Raw genomic sequence first — 15,201 nt, forward strand, 5'->3', positions numbered from 1 at the left:
TCAACATCCAGCCGGGGCCGACTTCGCCACCAAATTCTTCATCATAGGTAAATAACAATTCCAGCGTGCCAGTCTTGGGCTTGGCGACAGCTTCCAGTGCACGCAGGGCAAAGGTGTAGGTAGAAAAATCAGATTTGCTGACAGCCGTGGCACGGCCATAGATATTACCGTTTTCTATTTCGCCGCCATACGGGGCCTTGGTCCAGCCTTCACCGGGGGGCACTACATCCCCATGGGCATTCAGCAAGATGGTCTTGCCGGGGCCATATACACGGCGTACCAGCAGGTTGGTGATGCTTTGCAGGCCGGCGGCTTTGACTTCACTGTCAGGGACGGCGTGTTTTTCTGCAGTGAGACCCATGTGCTGCAACAGATCAGCAGTGCGGTCTGCATGCGGGGCATTGTTGCCGGGTGGGGTATCGGTGGGCACGCGTACCAGTTCTTGCAGGAAGCTGACCTGTTCATCAAAGTGGCTGTCGATCCAGGCGTCGAGTTGTTGGTAGTGGTTCATGGGTGGAGAGCTTTCTTGGCGATCTTGGTGAGTGTGATTGGGCGTGTTATGGTTCACGCCTCGACGTTAACGGTTCAATACAAAGTGTTCAACAAAATGGCTAAAGGATAGTGCGGCGAGTGCGGCGTCTTCTGTCGTCATGATTTCATCCGGGTGATGGCTGATGCCGCCATTGCCACAACGTACAAACAGCATGGCAACATCGCACAGCGCTGCCATCGCCATGGCATCATGCCCGGCACCTGAAGGCAGGTAGCGCAGGCGCTGGTCGCAATGGGCAATCGACTGTGCCAGCTGTTGTTGCAGCCATGGCGCACAAGGTACGCTGCGGGCTTCATGAGTTTTACGCAGATTGAACTGCACCTTGCGTCTTGCACCTATGCGTTCTATCTGTGCCAGCACATCGACCACCACCTGTTCACGTATGGCATCTTGTTCAGCGCGAATGTCGATAGAAAATACCGCCTTGCCCGGCACCACATTGGCGGCACCATTCGGTACCTGGAACAGGCCCACCGTGCCGACCAGGCCGGGGATGTCCTGGCAGCGCTGTTCTATATACAGGCCGGTTTCTGCTGCTGCCATGGCGGCATCGCGGCGGATGCCCATGGGGGCGGTGCCAGCGTGTCCTGCCAGGCCTTCCACTTCCACCATATAGCGGGTGGCACCTGAAATGGCTGTGACTACACCCAGTGCCAAGTCTTCATTCAGCAAGACCGGGCCTTGTTCTATATGCACTTCGACAAAGGCCAGCACCTGCGCCGGGTCATACGCCGCCCTGGCCAGCCCGGCCGGATGAAAGCCAGAAGCCGTCATCACCTCACGCATGCTGAGGCCGTTGTCATCCAGATTGTCCAGCACAGCCGTGTCGAAAGTGCCGGCGGCGGCGCGGCTGCCAAGCAGGGTGGCCTTGAAGCGCACGCCTTCTTCTTCCGCAAAACCGATGACCTCTATCGCAAACGGAAAGCGCTTGCCTGCGGCATGCCATTGCGCGATGCAGGCCAGCGGCAGCAGGATGCCCAGGTTGCCGTCATATTTGCCGGCATTGCGCACGGTATCAAAGTGCGAGCCGGTCAGCAGCGCGGGGGCGTCCGGCTCCAGGCCTTCATAGCGGCCTATGACATTACCGGCAACGTCGCGCCGCACGCGCATGCCAGCGGCGCACATCCATTCGGCCAACTGGGCGGCTGCACTGTGGTGCGACGGGCTCAGGTAAGTGCGCGTCAACATGTCCGGCGTTTCAGTATGTTGCGCCAATACATCAGCCCTGCTCATGATTTGCGCGCCACAATCTGCGTAGGAATGCATCTTGCTCGACATGCTGGTCTCCTTCTTTTTAGGTGCTGCTTAGGTGCAACTTAGGTGCAACTTAGGTGCAACTTAGGTGCAACTTAGGTGCTACTTACAAGCTTCATAGTGGCTTGCTGATGTCCTGGCCGGGTTTGTGATGTATTGCTTATCGCTTGCTGACGGACCTGATCAGGATGATGCCACTTTTTGTGTGTTTTTTTGGATTCTACTATTGAATTCATTTATTGCATACAATAATTGGATGCAGTATATTGGATTTCAGATCGCTTCCTGACAAGCTGGCTTGACGGTGAGATCTACCCCGTTTTTCTGTTATTTATCAAGGAGTTGCAGTCAGCTCACTTCGTACAGTCACTGTATTGCCAATCATTAATGCCAACCATAGTAGTGCTAACCCTTATCAGGAGGTAATCGTGCAGCGTGTATACAAATCACTATTCGGCCAGGTGCTTATTGCACTGGTACTGGGGATACTGGTCGGGGTCTTGTATCCCAGCTTTGGTGTCAGCCTGAAACCTGTCGGTGACGGCTTTATCAAGCTGATCAAGATGATTATCCCCATGATCGTCTTTTGCGTGGTCGTGCATGGCATTTATGGTGCAGGCGAACTCAAGAAAGTAGGGCGGGTCGGCCTGAAAGCCCTGGTGTACTTTGAAGTGGTCACCACCATGGCACTGGTATTGGGCCTGGCGCTGGCGTTTATATTTCATCCGGGTGAGGGCATGAACATCGTCCCTGCCTCGCTCGATGCCAGCACCCTCAGTACCTATGTCGACAATGCCAACAAGGTCAAAAGCGCCGGTTTTGCCGAATTTGTGATGAAATTGATCCCGACTACAGTGGTCAGTGCCTTCACGTCGGGCGATGTGTTGCAGGTATTGCTGTTTTCGCTGATCTTTGGCTGTGCGCTGTCACTGGTGGGTGAAAAAGCCCGCCCCATCGCTAACCTGATCAGCAGCTTGTCGGAAGTGTTTTTCAAGTGCATGTCCTTCATCATCAAGCTGGCCCCTTTGGGCGTATTTGGTGCAATTGCCTTTACCGTGGGCAAATATGGGGTGGGTTCATTGAAGCAACTGGGCTTCCTGGTGATCCTGTTTTATGGGGCCGTTATCATTTTTGTATTCGGCATTCTGGGTGGCATATTGAAAGCTGCCGGCTTCAATATTTTCAAGTTCATCAAATACCTGCGTGAAGAATTGCTGGTGGTGCTGGCAACGGCTTCGTCTGATTCTGTCTTGCCACAGGTGATGAAAAAGCTGGAATACATGGGCATCAAGGACACCACGGTGGGCCTGGTGATACCCACCGGCTATTCCTTCAATCTGGATGCCTTTTCGATCTACCTGACACTGGCAGCGGTATTTATTGCCCAGGCCACCAATACCCCGCTGGCGATGTCTGATTTGCTGGCGATACTGGCGATTGCCCTGGTCACCTCCAAAGGTGCGCATGGCGTACCAGGCTCGGCGATAGTGATACTGGCCGCCACCTTGTCTGCCATACCGGCGATACCGGTGGTGGGCCTGGTGCTGGTGTTGTCAGTGGACTGGTTTATCGGCATTGCCCGTGCACTGGGCAACCTGATCGGTAACTGCGTTGCAACCGTGGTGGTGGCAACGTGGGAAAAAGACATCGACAAAACCCGCGCCCATGCAGTGTTGAATGGCGACACGACAGCGATTGCCAGTTATGATCTGGCTGCCAGTCAAGCAGAACTGGCAGTAGCATGATGTTGTTTTCATTGACTGACTGAGCTAAGTCAATGTATGTGAAATAAAAATAACGCCCATGGATGGAAATCTTTGGGCGTTTTGCTTATGGGGTTACAATTCCGGCCTAGCACATCATGCGGTAAGCTCAGTTTTACAGGTAAATAATAATATGACAGTCACTACCCATTCAGACCAGGCAGACAGTTCTGAAGCCATTGCCAGCGATATCACCACCGCCATTGCCGAGCAAAGGCTGCCGCCCGGCACCAAGCTGCGCGAAGAGGCCCTGGCGCGCATGTATTCCGTCAGCCGCACCAAGATCCGCGCTGCCCTGGTCATGCTGGCCAAAGACAAGCTGATTGACCTGGTGCCAGAAAAAGGTGCCTTTGTCAGCAAGCCCAGCGAGCAGGAAGCGCATGAAATATTCTCTGTACGCCGTATACTGGAAGCCGCACTGGTGCGCGAATTTATCGCCAAAGCCACCGCAGAAGATTACGCCAGCATAGAGCAGCACCTGATCCAAGAACGCCAGGCCATCATCGACAACAACGTGCAGGAACGTTCAACCCTGCTCAGCGACTTTCATATCCTGCTGGCAAAGACCGTGGGCAATCAGGTGCTGACCGATATCCTGATGAAGCTGGCGGGCCGCAGTTCCCTCATCACCATGCTGTACCAATCCAGCCGCGACGCCAGTTGCTCATCCGATGAACACGTAGAATTTATCCGCGCCGCCAAAGCCGGGGATGTAGAAAAAGCCGTGGAACTGATGGTGCATCACTTGCACCATGTTGAATCAGCACTGCAATTCAAGGAAGTGGTGAAGAGTGACAAGAAGGATTTTATTTCAGCCTTGCTGGCGTGAGTTTCAAGCACCAGTCAGGTAGGTGCGATTAGCGCAGCGTAATCGCACGCAGTTATGTCTGACAATGACGAAGGTACTTCAAATTGCTTTGCCTTTTATTCCATTGGCAGAACTTCACTGTTTTGTATTTTCTTCAGTCAGGTAGGTGCGATTAGCGAAGCGTAATCGCACGTATGTTGTGCCTGGCAATGACGAAGATGCTTCAAATTTTCTTGTCTTTTATACCGCCGGAGGAACTTCATTGTTTGTATTTTCTTCAGAACATCAGCTAGTTGACGCTAGCAAACCGTGACAAACCTGCGTACGATTACGCTGCACTAATCGTACCTACGCGGGTCGCAATTCAAGAGCGTGGCGAAGAGTCTGGGTAGGTGCGATTAGCGCAGCGTAATCGCACGCATGTTGCGTCCCGAAATAAAATAAGATACGCAAAAATTGCACTTGAAAATTAGCATATTCGTTGGAATGCAGCTAACAAGCCATCTACTACTTAAGACTGTTCATTGAACGATATACACACTGTGAAAAAATTATCCAAAGTCAGCTCCGACGTAGAAAACAGCATCAAGCTGCAATTCCCATTTTTGCAAAATGTGAAAGAAAACATCAATCACGGCGAAATGGGGCGCGCTGCCATCTCTGTTTTTGACCACTGGATAACTTGCGAGAACGAATATCATCTATTGGATAACATAGATGTGACTGAACAAGAAAACCGGAATAAAAAATTTCTGTCACATTGGGCTGCCTTGTTTGATGCTGCCGAGGTGTTCACAGTTCGTTACTGTGGACAATGGCCGCACAAAGAGAAGCTGGTCATCAAGCAATATACCGACAAGGCTGGCTATCTGACGCAATGCCGATCTAAAATGTCCAACAGTCCATTCCAATTTCTTATTTTTCCTGATTTTGATTGTCTCTATATGGCATCGTGGGACGACACCCATCACCTATATTTTAACGACCGCCAAAGAGCTGAACCAGTTTTACGATTGGCAGAAAAATCTGGATTGCATGTTATTGAATACGATTAAGCTTGGGTAGGTGCGATTAGCGCAGCGTAATCGCACGTATGTTGTGCCTGGCAAGGATGAAAATTCTTCACATTTTCTTGTCTTTTATACCGCCAGAGGAACTTCACTGGTTTGTGTTTTCTTCAGCAAATCAGCAATTGGAGATTACAAACCGTGACAGACCTGCGTACGATTACGCTACACTAATCGTACCTACGCGGTTCGCAATTCAAGAACGTGGCGAAGAGTCTGGGTATGTGCGATTAGCGCAGCGTAATCGCACGCGGTTCAATTCAAAGAATTGTCGAAGAGTGACAAGACGGATTTTATTTCAGCGTTGCTGGCGTGAGTTTCAAGCACCAGTACGCAAAAAAACAGAGACCAGTGAAGACCTCTGTTTTTTTTGTATATGATCAGCCGCTGGTCAGGATGCTTTTGATGACGGTGCGCTGGCCGTTGCCGTTGCCGTTGCCGTTGCCGTCGCCGCTGCAGTTGAAGTCGCCGCTGCCTGCGCAGCCATCGCTTTCTGCATGGTTTCCAGATAGCTGGCCGCATCTTTCGCAACGGCGGCATCCGGATGCCGCTGCAAGATCACGTTCAGTATGCTGATGGCTTGTGCATATTTGCGAAAATGGTCGCCAGACAGGCGTGCTGCCAGCATGTACACCGCTGGTATATCTGCATGGCCGGGGTATTTTTTATCGAAGCCCTGTATCAGGGTCATCGCCCCTTTAAAATCACGCGCCGCAAAGGCGGTGCCTGCCATTTGCAATACATTGTCTGCCTGGATGTCAAAGGCCGGGTCGCGCTGCTTCAGGTTTTCCAGCAGATGCAGGGCTTTTTCATGGTAAGTGGCTTTGCTCAGCGCCAGCATATAGCGCCGCCCCTGATCCAGGATGCGTTTTTCATCATCCTTGCGTTGCAATAACTGGTATAGCCTTTCATTCATGCCGAGGTTATTGCGGTCATAGCGCATTTCATCTTCCAGCAGGCGGATGGCGGCATCCACTTCACCCTTCAATAACAGCGCATCAATGCGCTGCATGAACGGGTCGGATGACACCGGCGCTGCGCTGGCCTCTTCGTGCGTGCGTTGCGCATCAAAATCGACCTCGACGGCCATGCCCAGTTGCTGGTGGTACTGGTACAGCACATAGCCCATCATCGAATACGTGGCCAGGATCAGGTAAAAATTGATAAACGTGACCAACGGTATACTGGCAAATGGTGACAAGCCCGCCGGTAGCAGGTGGCGCACACTTGCAATGGTCAGCATGGCCAGCCCAAAGAGTGCCCACACGATAAAATACGACATGCCCATGGCGCGAATGAAGAACAGGGACGTGAGCGGGTTCAGTGCGCGCAAGGTATCGTCCTCCAGCGCCAGCACCATCACAGCTGCGGGTATCGGTATGGCAAACAGCAAAGCAAGCACGTAAAACCATTTGGCAAAATGCACATCCCGGTCCAGAAAGCGATCCCATTTTCTGCCAGGGATATCGCGGGGAGCTTCTTCGGCGACGGTGTTAGCGGTGCCATACGTGAGGGCCTGTTCCTGCATGGCGATCTTGCGTGACGTGGCATCATCGGCCTTGGTGGCATTCATATCATACTGGCCGGTCGCCCGCGGTGTTTCAGCGTCGTCATCCTCATCATCCTGGGCATTGCGGCGCTGTTCTGTCTGGCCTGGCGACGTGCTTGCCCGCGATGTTGTCGACGGTGCTGCTAGCGATGCTGCGCCTGCCGACACCGCCGGTGCTTCTTTGGGGGTATCGACCCGTATTGCATAACTGGCCGTGATAAACACCAGTACAAAGTACAGAAGAAACACCAGGTTCTGCTTGTAGGGGCGCTTGTCCTTGTTGCCAAATACCGTAATGTCATCCCATTTGGGGTCCAGCTTGCCCATGGCCGCCATTTCCATCACAGCATACGCATAGCGCAAAAAGAACAGCATCAGCACGCCACGGAACAGGCCAGACGTGAACACCGTCACTGCGCTGACGGCAGACAAGCCAGCCATCATGAACAAGGGTGCAGGCCGGAAAGGGAACAAGAGAAATGCAGGCAAGCGCTGCAAAAAAGGTGTGATATCGTCTTGATAAACTTTGATTTGAGGTGTGACGGACATGGCTTCCCTTGATAATTTTCATGCGCTTGGCGGCGCTATGCCTATGCGGATAAGCCAGCACTATAAACGCAGTCCAGACCGCCTGCAAGGCTGTTGCTGGATGGCATTATTTTTAAAATGAGTTCTAATATGACACGACCAGAGCAGCAATATGGACTAACAAGTCAGGATAGGGAAGCCGAACTGATACGGAAATTTGACGGTCAGCAGGCCCGTGCATTGTTGGCGCAATTGATGCGCTATGAGAAAACCCTGGCCGATGAAGAAGCGACCCAAAGAGAAAGAATTCTGGGTGCGATTGTTTTTCTGGCGCGGGAAGGCTACACGGAAGATATTGCCGAGAATATCCAGATGGCAAAGATAAATGTGCCAGCCTTGCTGAATGCGGCGACAGTGAAGGATGAACGGGGAGGGGGTGCAGCGAGTAATGGGCCGCGAGATGCGGGGAGTCCCCAGATAACGCCCCGCAAACCAGTAGATGGATTACCCTCTACAGCGCGCTAGCGACAATTGAATGTGCAGCAGCAAAATGCCCTGCTCAAACAAGGCATGGCAAATACCGCACACGCGTTTCGTAACAGGCAGCCAGATCAGAAAGAATACCAGTGGGTAATTGAATTGTTGACCCACGCCGGACTGCATCCTGCGCAAGGTATTTTACTGTCGTATGTGTCAATACCTTGTGGGAGCAATGAAGCTTTTGCTTATGCATCCTGGTTAACCACGGCTACGCGGTTTTATGAAATGAACGGCGTCATTGATACCAGCAAAAGCGAGATCATAGAAATAGAATCTGTTACAGACGTATCCGACCAGATCGTGGTCAGCGTCCATCTGAAAGGCGTTGGCAAAAGCTGGGGGCAACTGGCGGTGGAATTGTTAGGAGAGTTTTTGCAGGAAGATACCTGAACCTCCCCGCTTTATTTGCCTGATGATGTCTCTCTAGAAATCTTGACTTTGGTATTCGCTGCCGCTGGCACTTGCATTCCGCCTACAACTGTTGAAATGACCAGGCTGACTCCGGAAATAGGGCATTTATCTGGTATTGTTGACGGCTGTGTCAAATAATCGTCAACGCAACAAGTCCAAGAGACATGACGTTTCTTAGAAGATCGTTAAACCGCTATACTCCAGGCACACGCTATTCGCCGCTGTCGCGCAGATGATCAGTACATCACGATGCATTTTACAAAGGAAATCATGTCAAAGCTTTCGCCCGGTTTAACGCTGCTAAGTACTGGTATTTGCGCAGTACTTTTCTTCTGTTCTTTTCCTGCTCTTGCTCAGGATGCGCTTTGTGAAGTCAAAGTATCCGGTACAGAAAACAGTTTTAATATAAAAAATACCAGCGATCCATTTGCATTTGATACCCACGATCTGGAAGGAGGCTTCCGCTTCAGTGCCCAGGTATTACTTGATCCAAAAAATGGGCAAAGCAAGTTAAAGACGTTTACCTACCACCAATCGAAGAATCGCTATGTGTTAATCCATGCCAGCGAATCCAACATCAATGTAGCCAGTTGCCAGGCCGAGAAAAATGGTTTTGGCTTGCAGCGCGTGTATTCCCATAAATTCGAACGTGAACTCAGCTTTAGCTGTAAAGCGGTATGCGCAACAGGAACGTCCCAATGAAAATCTTATCAGCCACACTAAAACATCTTTCCCTGGGACTTCTTTGCATGGCAAGCTTGTGCAGCAATGCGTATGCGCAAAAGCAGGATGTACGCATGCTGTTTGTCGGGGATTTAATGCTCGACGAATTGCCAGGCAAAGTGATACAGCAGGGGAAAGACCCGTTTGCTGCGTTTCAACAGCAATTCAAGCAAGCCGATCTGCGCTTTGGTAATTTGGAATGTGTGGTGGGGACGAATGGAAAAAAAGAAGACAAGCCATTTACATTTTTGGCCCATCCACGGGTATTAAAAACCGTCAAAGCACATTTCTCAGCCGTGTCTTTGGCGAATAATCATACGGGTGATTATGGCCCGGACAGTTTTGCGGCGATGCTGGGTTTATTGGAAAAAGAAAAAATACCTTACTTTGGGGGCGGTCGCGACCTGCATTCTGCGCATGCGCCGTACGTGGTGGAAAAGAACGGGCATAAAATTGCCATACTGGGCTATGACAATTTTTTTCCACGTAGCTTTGAAGCCCTGGAAGACAGGCCCGGTGTGGCCTGGGCCGATGCTGATCAGGTCGCATTTGATATACGCAATGCCAGGGAAAAATTGGGTGCTGATATCGTCATCACCTATCCACACTGGGGCTGGGAACATGAACCGCATGCATCCAAACACCAGGAAGAACTGGCGCGCATCATGATCGATGCGGGCGCAGATGCAGTCGTAGGCGGGCACCCGCATGTGACACAAAATATTGATATCTACAAAGGCAAGCCAATTTTCTACAGCCTGGGTAATTTCGTCTTCAACGGCTTTCATACCGAAGAATCACAAACAGGCTGGGCGCTGGAATTGACTTTTTCTGCCGACAATAAAATCAGCTGGACGATTCATGTCGCCAAATTGGATAAAAATGGGATTCCGAAATATGCGGGAGTGCTATCTCAGCAAGGGATTGATAAAATCCTGAAATGACCGGTGCATTAATGGATTGTTGTCAACCCCCGTTAACATTAAGCAATGCATCGGAGTGTCAACAAGGAATACAGCTGCAGGCCCCAGACTGAGATCCTGAGGTGTGGCATCCAAGAATTATCTGTGCGTGTGTAGCATGGATAATTCTCTTGCTTGCTCATGGGTGCTTTTCCTCCCGTTAAGCCTGGTCATACCACTTTTTTAAGCGCATCCCGTCATCTTCGCTAAAACCAAATTCTGGATCTACCCATATCAAGTTTGGGCAGCCATCATCGAAAAATTCTCGCATATCATCGAGAGCTGCCCATGCAGTATTGGATACTGGATTGAATACAGCATTGGATGTATTTGTTTGCAGAAACGACTCGATTTCTCTTTGCCTGCCGCGCAAGTCAAGGCCAATATCCAATATCGGTGTCATGCCAATTATTCTTGCTCGCAATTCTGCCGGGAATAAAGCCCTTAACTCGGCCAGTGATTTTTCGTATCGCCAGGTGGAACTGATTACGATGTCGATTTCCGGCATTTGTAATAAGCATGCGGTGAATAAGTCGAGCCTGGAAAAATGGGGGTAGCCATCGGGATGAAGCACACCGTCGAAATCAAGAAATAATATTTTTCTATTCAAAGTTTTCTCCATGATTCGCTATACCTTGTCTGGCTTAAGCATCATTGCCTGGCACAGGTAATCAATCAATAATTTCATGCATGACAGCCATCAGTGTTTTCGCGTTAGCCAATTTCTTTTGTGTTTCATACGCTTCAAATTCTGATTGGCTGGCATCGCGCATGCTGGCGATATCGAGCGCAGGAAAGCTGCGCTTACTGACGGCGATGTCTCTGGCCTGGTATAACACTTCGCGAGGATTTTCATAGTCAAATACCTTTGACCAGTCTAATGTATGGTGCGCCATTGTGGCAATTTGGCTTGTGAATAATCTGAGTGTGCGACTATTCGCTTCATTGAATGCATGAATATAGTCAAGGTCTGCATAGAGCATGGCGAGTTTATCGACGAACACAGTCCTTGGTTGTGATTGAAGCATGGTGATATCTCCCAGTTTAGCTATGGCCTGATTGATATCTGATGCATTGACACCACTATTCTTATAGTGAACGACATAGCTATCTTGTCCGCCATTGCATGTTCGGCTACGGATGTGCTCGCTTTTGTTCAGCCGCAACAGCCCACCCCGGTACATCGGCATATCCTGCAAAATGCTAGCATTGATGTTCTTTAAATGTTCTGCATCAAAGACGGATACTGCACTGGGGTGATACTGAGTAGTTTCCATGACTTGTGCAATGCGTATGCGCGTAAAGTCACTTTCCGCCTGAGCTAGCGCCTGTTTGCGGTTTTGGTTTGGTGCAGATAACATCTTGCTATAGTGCAGATTTGCCTGACTTGCGATGACGCTGAGTGACAGCTTGTCGGCGATGTAGTCAAAGAATTGACTGGCAAGTGTGCTGCTGATCTCAAATCCTTCGAGATTGACACTGGCGTTAGCTGCTGAAATGATGGATTTTCTGTGGGATGGGGTAAGTGTCATGAATTTGGAATGTGTCGCCTCATTCTAGCCGCTGGCGTCAAAAACTTCAAATAAGGTTTTTGATTTTGCGCCATCCGAAATAATTAGAGCTTGCGCAAAAGTAGCCCAGCAAGGCTATCGCTTTTAAGAAACCTCCCTTGCAGGGGAGGTTCGTTTTGTTGGCATCCAACACCTATCGCTTTAAGAAAGTGGTCGATGAAAAGTTGGGCTTTGGTGGCGTGTGATGCAACAAAAAATCCATTAAGACATATTAAATTACCAAACGATGTCCACTTTTTTCAAGCTGTCTCAAATGTTTTACAGCGCAGTGATCAACCCCATAAGTAAGCGTCTGCATTCAGTAAATTCATATGTTGTCACTACCCTTGCTCTTTCAAATAGAAAATGATGTTGAAGCAGGAGTCGGATAGAATAAGTTATGCATTGCATAGCCTTGAATTGATTCTCATTTCGACTTCAGTTTTTTCAACAAACATGATACAAACAAGTGGAACAAACAACATGCGAAAACACACACTTCGCCGTAACATTTCCCGGTGGGCGGGCTTGATAGTGCTGGGCTTGGCGGGTAGCCCAGTGTGGGCAGCCTCTGAAGAGATACAGGTCTACATGGATGAGATGAATGAACCCGGCAAAATCGGTCTGGACATTCATGGCAATTACGTTTTTTCTGGCAATGCTGTTCCTGACTATCCGGGTGCGCAAGCGCCCCGACATGTGTTTCGTCTGACACCAGAGTTTTCTTACGGGCTTACACCAGAACTTGAGATGGGCGCGTATATCCTGACATCGAGAAGTGCGAACGGAAATACCGCCGTCGATGGAGAAAAGCTGCGCCTCAAATACATCAAATCGAAATCACCTGACCAGGCGTATTTTGTCGGTGCCAATCTTGAAGTCGGCCGGGTTGCCTATCGACTTGATGAAAACCCCTGGAACGGCGAGTTGAAAGGCATTTTCGGTTACGACAGCAAGCGCTGGTCTTTTGGAACGAATGCAAATGTTGATTTCAAGATATCCGGGCCAACCCCCAGCCCTGCCACCCTCAATTTAGCCACCAAGATATCCTACAAGGTCAGCCCGGATTTTGAAGTGGGCGCAGAAAGCTACAATGAGATGGGTGAGCTGCGTAATATGGGTCACTTAAACCAGCACGGTCAGACATTGTACGGTGTCATTGATACCAAGATACATGGTTGGGACATCAATATTGGGCTGGGCAGAGGACTGACTTCGGTATCCGACCGGTGGACCGTCAAGACAATTCTCACTGTACCGTTTAGCTAGAACTCATTTTTCGTTCTGGATATCAGCCAGGCACGCACGGCAGAGGGAATTGCAATCGCTGTTATTGCCAGCGCGCTGATCGTGAAAATGATATCTATACCCGGATGGCCATTGCATACTAATTCTGGATTGAATGAAGGGAAACTGCCACCGCAATCTATCAGCAAGAAAATGCAGGAAACTATTGCTGCTAAGAAAAATATCCCCAACCATTCCTGCCATGTCTCGATATTGTATTGCTGATTTTTACCGCTGAAAAAATAAGGATTTGTCCACATGCGAATCGACAATCCTGTCAACAGAAAATTGACGACAATAATTGCCGGAATTGAATCGTCCTCGTGTAAAAGCGACTTCGCCAGCACGGTGACAATACTCCAAAGAATGACTAAGCCGATCAACGAATAAACAAAATTTTGAATTTTTTTCTTGGACATAAAGAGCTCCTGTCGCTATACATGATGGGGCAAATCGTTCAGCCTCCACCTCACACCCTCAACACCCTGTCCCATTGCACTTTCTCCCCAACGCGCTGCGCAGGTGGGTGATGAAGAGTTGGGCTTTGGCGGTATGCGGGCAGCCAGGCATGCGGATGCCGGGCGGATTTTGGTAGGGATGCTGCTGGGAAGAGCGAGATCAGTTACCCGGATTGGATGTAGTTACAGGCCATCTAGCTGTCAAGATGGGCCAGCATAACATTTTTCAAATAGTTTGCCAAATGGCGAACTATGATGATATAGTTCGTCACATGGAAAACTATTCTGCATCACTCAACAACGTATTTCACGCATTGGCCGACCCTACCAGGCGGGCAGTGATTGCGAAGCTTGGTAGCGGCTCTGCATCGATCAAGGAGCTTGCAGAACCATTCGGTTTGGGTTTGCCTACGTTCTTGAAGCACATCAAGGTTCTCGAAAGCAGCGGCCTTATTGCATCAGAGAAAGTGGGGCGAGTTCGAACTTGCAAGCTAAGACGTGCAAATTTGACTGCCGCCGAAAAATGGTTTGACCAGCAGCGCACGGCTTGGGAAAGCCGGTACAACAATCTCGATAATTTATTAGCCACCCTGAAAGGTGAAGAAAATGAAAGCTGATCTTCAATTTGACTTCCTTGTTGACAAGGATAAAAACACCATCACGATCAAAAGAGAATTTGCTGCCAAACGGCAAATGGTGTGGGACTGCTACACAAAAAGTGAACTGCTTGACCGGTGGTTTGCTCCTAAACCCTTAACCACGAAAACCAAGTTTATGGATTTTAGTGAAGGTGGACATTGGCTTTACGCGATGGTTGAACCCAATGGGACAGAATACTGGGGCCGCTCGGACTATCAAACCATTCAAGCCATCGATCATTACACTGCGCTTGACGGTTTTTGTGATGACACCGGTGCACTAAACCCTGATTTACCCAGATCCAAGTGGGATGTCACTTTCTCTGATGGTGCCAGGCATACCCTGGTAGAGACGGTCGTTTCCTATGCGTCGCCTGAAGCACTCCAGCAAGTCATTAACATGGGGCTGAAAGAGGGACTGACTTCGACTTTGGAACGCCTGGACGAGCTTCTTTTGATCCTCAATTAAGCATTGAAAGACCCCATGCGAACGCCAAAACACAACCCCAAGCTTGATGTTTATGCCGAAACGGTCGAAGACTTTGCGAAACCCATCTTCGCTCACCTGCGTGCCCTTATCCATGCAACCTGCCCGGAGGTGATTGAGGAGCTCAAATGGGGGAATCCACATTTCGACTACCAAGGCGACATGATGTGTATTTTCGCTGCTTACAAGAAGCATTGTTCCTTCACGTTCTATAAGGATGCACTGATGGGGGATGCGCGTCTCAAGGCCAATGCTGGCGTCCCGGCTGCGAAGCGTTTTATGGGCAAGCTGACTAGCATTGCTGATTTACCGTCAGACAAGGAACTTACATCCTGGATCAAAGAATCAATGCGGCTCAATGAGCAAGGCCTGAAACTCCCGGCGCGAGAATCCAGGACGCCCAAAGAGGTTGAAGTGCCTGCAGCATTCGCCGAAAAACTCCAGGTCAACCCAAAGATCGCAAAGATTTTCGAGAGCCAGTCGGCATCATTTCAAAAGGAATACAAGCTCTGGATTGGTGACGCCAAGACCGAGGCAACGCGCAACAAGCGCATTGAGGAGGCGATAGCCTGGATTGCAGAGGGCAAGGGGCGTTTTTGGAAATATGCCAAGTAGTGACCGCT

Annotated in this window: 17 protein-coding genes; 11 read left to right on the plus strand and 6 right to left on the minus strand. The window is 49.9% G+C overall.

All coding sequences use genetic code 11. The features are described 5' to 3' along the window. Together ACO0K9_RS24725 and ACO0K9_RS24730 are read right to left on the minus strand one after the other, a co-directional pair. Positions 1-511, minus strand: a 511-nt coding sequence (locus tag ACO0K9_RS24725; RefSeq protein WP_422989443.1) for a M20/M25/M40 family metallo-hydrolase, incomplete at its 3' end; no start/stop codon positions are given. A 66-nt stretch (positions 512-577) separates the two neighbouring features. After that, complete coding sequence (locus ACO0K9_RS24730; protein ID WP_422989445.1) at positions 578-1,831, minus strand: allantoate amidohydrolase; 1,254 nt, start codon at positions 1,829-1,831, stop codon at positions 578-580. A gap of 404 nt (positions 1,832-2,235) precedes the next feature. Here ACO0K9_RS24730 and ACO0K9_RS24735 point away from each other — a divergent pair, with 404 nt between their 5' ends. The 3 genes from ACO0K9_RS24735 (at position 2,236) to ACO0K9_RS24745 (ending at position 5,433) form a co-directional block, all read left to right on the plus strand. Beyond that, entirely contained in the window at positions 2,236-3,552 is a 1,317-nt protein-coding gene (locus ACO0K9_RS24735; RefSeq protein ID WP_422989447.1) for a C4-dicarboxylate transporter DctA, read from the plus strand. 151 nt (positions 3,553-3,703) lie between these two features. Next, a complete protein-coding gene (locus tag ACO0K9_RS24740) occupies positions 3,704-4,399 on the plus strand; it encodes a GntR family transcriptional regulator (protein ID WP_422989449.1) in 696 nt (231 codons plus the stop codon). Positions 4,400-4,920: 521 nt separating this feature from the next. Beyond that, positions 4,921-5,433 carry a hypothetical protein gene (locus ACO0K9_RS24745; protein ID WP_422989451.1) on the plus strand — a complete coding sequence of 171 codons (513 nt, stop codon included), beginning with the start codon at positions 4,921-4,923 and terminating at the stop codon, positions 5,431-5,433. 403 nt (positions 5,434-5,836) lie between these two features. Here ACO0K9_RS24745 and ACO0K9_RS24750 read toward each other — a convergent pair whose 3' ends face one another. Next, positions 5,837-7,543, minus strand: a complete 1,707-nt coding sequence (locus tag ACO0K9_RS24750; RefSeq protein ID WP_422989453.1) for a tetratricopeptide repeat protein — start codon at positions 7,541-7,543, stop codon at positions 5,837-5,839. A 129-nt stretch (positions 7,544-7,672) separates the two neighbouring features. Between ACO0K9_RS24750 and ACO0K9_RS24755 the strand changes: the two genes are divergently transcribed. From ACO0K9_RS24755 to ACO0K9_RS24770, 4 genes are all read left to right on the plus strand, one after another. After that, the gene (locus tag ACO0K9_RS24755) at positions 7,673-8,047 is read left to right on the plus strand and encodes a hypothetical protein (RefSeq protein ID WP_422989455.1); all 375 of its coding nucleotides are present in this window, start codon (positions 7,673-7,675) and stop codon (positions 8,045-8,047) included. Positions 8,048-8,059: 12 nt separating this feature from the next. After that, on the plus strand, positions 8,060-8,452 hold the full coding sequence (locus ACO0K9_RS24760) for a hypothetical protein (RefSeq protein ID WP_422989457.1): 393 nt from the start codon (positions 8,060-8,062) through the stop codon (positions 8,450-8,452). 291 nt (positions 8,453-8,743) lie between these two features. Beyond that, positions 8,744-9,175: a hypothetical protein gene (locus ACO0K9_RS24765; RefSeq protein WP_422989459.1), complete on the plus strand. Its 432-nt coding sequence runs from the start codon at positions 8,744-8,746 to the stop codon at positions 9,173-9,175. After that, complete coding sequence (locus ACO0K9_RS24770) at positions 9,172-10,140, plus strand: CapA family protein (protein WP_422989461.1); 969 nt, start codon at positions 9,172-9,174, stop codon at positions 10,138-10,140. The genes ACO0K9_RS24765 and ACO0K9_RS24770 overlap by 4 nt, the downstream gene beginning before the upstream one ends. A 178-nt stretch (positions 10,141-10,318) precedes the next feature. On the opposite strand, the gene ACO0K9_RS24775 is transcribed toward ACO0K9_RS24770, so the two are convergent. Both ACO0K9_RS24775 and ACO0K9_RS24780 read right to left on the minus strand, forming a co-directional pair. Next, entirely contained in the window at positions 10,319-10,768 is a 450-nt protein-coding gene (locus ACO0K9_RS24775; RefSeq protein ID WP_422989463.1) for an HAD domain-containing protein, read from the minus strand. 61 nt (positions 10,769-10,829) lie between these two features. Continuing rightward, positions 10,830-11,690, minus strand: coding sequence for a Fic family protein (locus ACO0K9_RS24780; RefSeq protein ID WP_422989465.1), 861 nt, complete (start codon positions 11,688-11,690; stop codon positions 10,830-10,832). Between the two features lie 501 nt (positions 11,691-12,191). Here ACO0K9_RS24780 and ACO0K9_RS24785 point away from each other — a divergent pair. After that, on the plus strand, positions 12,192-12,977 hold the full coding sequence (locus tag ACO0K9_RS24785; protein ID WP_422989467.1) for a hypothetical protein: 786 nt from the start codon (positions 12,192-12,194) through the stop codon (positions 12,975-12,977). Here ACO0K9_RS24785 and ACO0K9_RS24790 read toward each other — a convergent pair. Continuing rightward, positions 12,974-13,414: a hypothetical protein gene (locus tag ACO0K9_RS24790; RefSeq protein WP_422989469.1), complete on the minus strand. Its 441-nt coding sequence runs from the start codon at positions 13,412-13,414 to the stop codon at positions 12,974-12,976. The two genes, ACO0K9_RS24785 and ACO0K9_RS24790, sit on opposite strands and share 4 nt — an antisense overlap. A 311-nt stretch (positions 13,415-13,725) precedes the next feature. On the opposite strand from ACO0K9_RS24790, the gene ACO0K9_RS24795 reads away from it, so the two are divergent. The 3 genes from ACO0K9_RS24795 to ACO0K9_RS24805 are packed head-to-tail and all read left to right on the plus strand — an operon-like array spanning position 13,726 to position 15,193. Then, positions 13,726-14,070: an ArsR/SmtB family transcription factor gene (locus ACO0K9_RS24795; RefSeq protein WP_422989471.1), complete on the plus strand. Its 345-nt coding sequence runs from the start codon at positions 13,726-13,728 to the stop codon at positions 14,068-14,070. Next, positions 14,060-14,560, plus strand: a complete 501-nt coding sequence (locus ACO0K9_RS24800; RefSeq protein ID WP_422989473.1) for an SRPBCC family protein — start codon at positions 14,060-14,062, stop codon at positions 14,558-14,560. The genes ACO0K9_RS24795 and ACO0K9_RS24800 overlap by 11 nt, the downstream gene beginning before the upstream one ends. A gap of 15 nt (positions 14,561-14,575) precedes the next feature. Then, positions 14,576-15,193 (plus strand): YdeI/OmpD-associated family protein, encoded by a 618-nt coding sequence (locus tag ACO0K9_RS24805; protein WP_422989475.1) that lies wholly within the window; start codon positions 14,576-14,578, stop codon positions 15,191-15,193. Positions 15,194-15,201: the final 8 nt, after the last annotated feature.

Origin of the sequence: Undibacterium sp. Ji50W (assembly GCF_049340445.1) — a bacterium.
Lineage (GTDB): Bacteria > Pseudomonadota > Gammaproteobacteria > Burkholderiales > Burkholderiaceae_D > Undibacterium.

Coding starts and splice junctions, on each gene's coding strand:
- ACO0K9_RS24730 (WP_422989445.1), bottom strand. CDS start 1,831: ATGTCGAGCAAGATGCATTCCTACGCAGATTGTGGCGCGCAAATCATG.
- ACO0K9_RS24740 (WP_422989449.1), top strand. CDS start 3,704: ATGACAGTCACTACCCATTCAGACCAGGCAGACAGTTCTGAAGCCATT.
- ACO0K9_RS24755 (WP_422989455.1), top strand. CDS start 7,673: ATGACACGACCAGAGCAGCAATATGGACTAACAAGTCAGGATAGGGAA.
- ACO0K9_RS24800 (WP_422989473.1), top strand. CDS start 14,060: ATGAAAGCTGATCTTCAATTTGACTTCCTTGTTGACAAGGATAAAAAC.
- ACO0K9_RS24770 (WP_422989461.1), top strand. CDS start 9,172: ATGAAAATCTTATCAGCCACACTAAAACATCTTTCCCTGGGACTTCTT.
- ACO0K9_RS24790 (WP_422989469.1), bottom strand. CDS start 13,414: ATGTCCAAGAAAAAAATTCAAAATTTTGTTTATTCGTTGATCGGCTTA.
- ACO0K9_RS24785 (WP_422989467.1), top strand. CDS start 12,192: ATGCGAAAACACACACTTCGCCGTAACATTTCCCGGTGGGCGGGCTTG.
- ACO0K9_RS24795 (WP_422989471.1), top strand. CDS start 13,726: ATGGAAAACTATTCTGCATCACTCAACAACGTATTTCACGCATTGGCC.
- ACO0K9_RS24780 (WP_422989465.1), bottom strand. CDS start 11,690: ATGACACTTACCCCATCCCACAGAAAATCCATCATTTCAGCAGCTAAC.
- ACO0K9_RS24805 (WP_422989475.1), top strand. CDS start 14,576: ATGCGAACGCCAAAACACAACCCCAAGCTTGATGTTTATGCCGAAACG.
- ACO0K9_RS24750 (WP_422989453.1), bottom strand. CDS start 7,543: ATGTCCGTCACACCTCAAATCAAAGTTTATCAAGACGATATCACACCT.
- ACO0K9_RS24765 (WP_422989459.1), top strand. CDS start 8,744: ATGTCAAAGCTTTCGCCCGGTTTAACGCTGCTAAGTACTGGTATTTGC.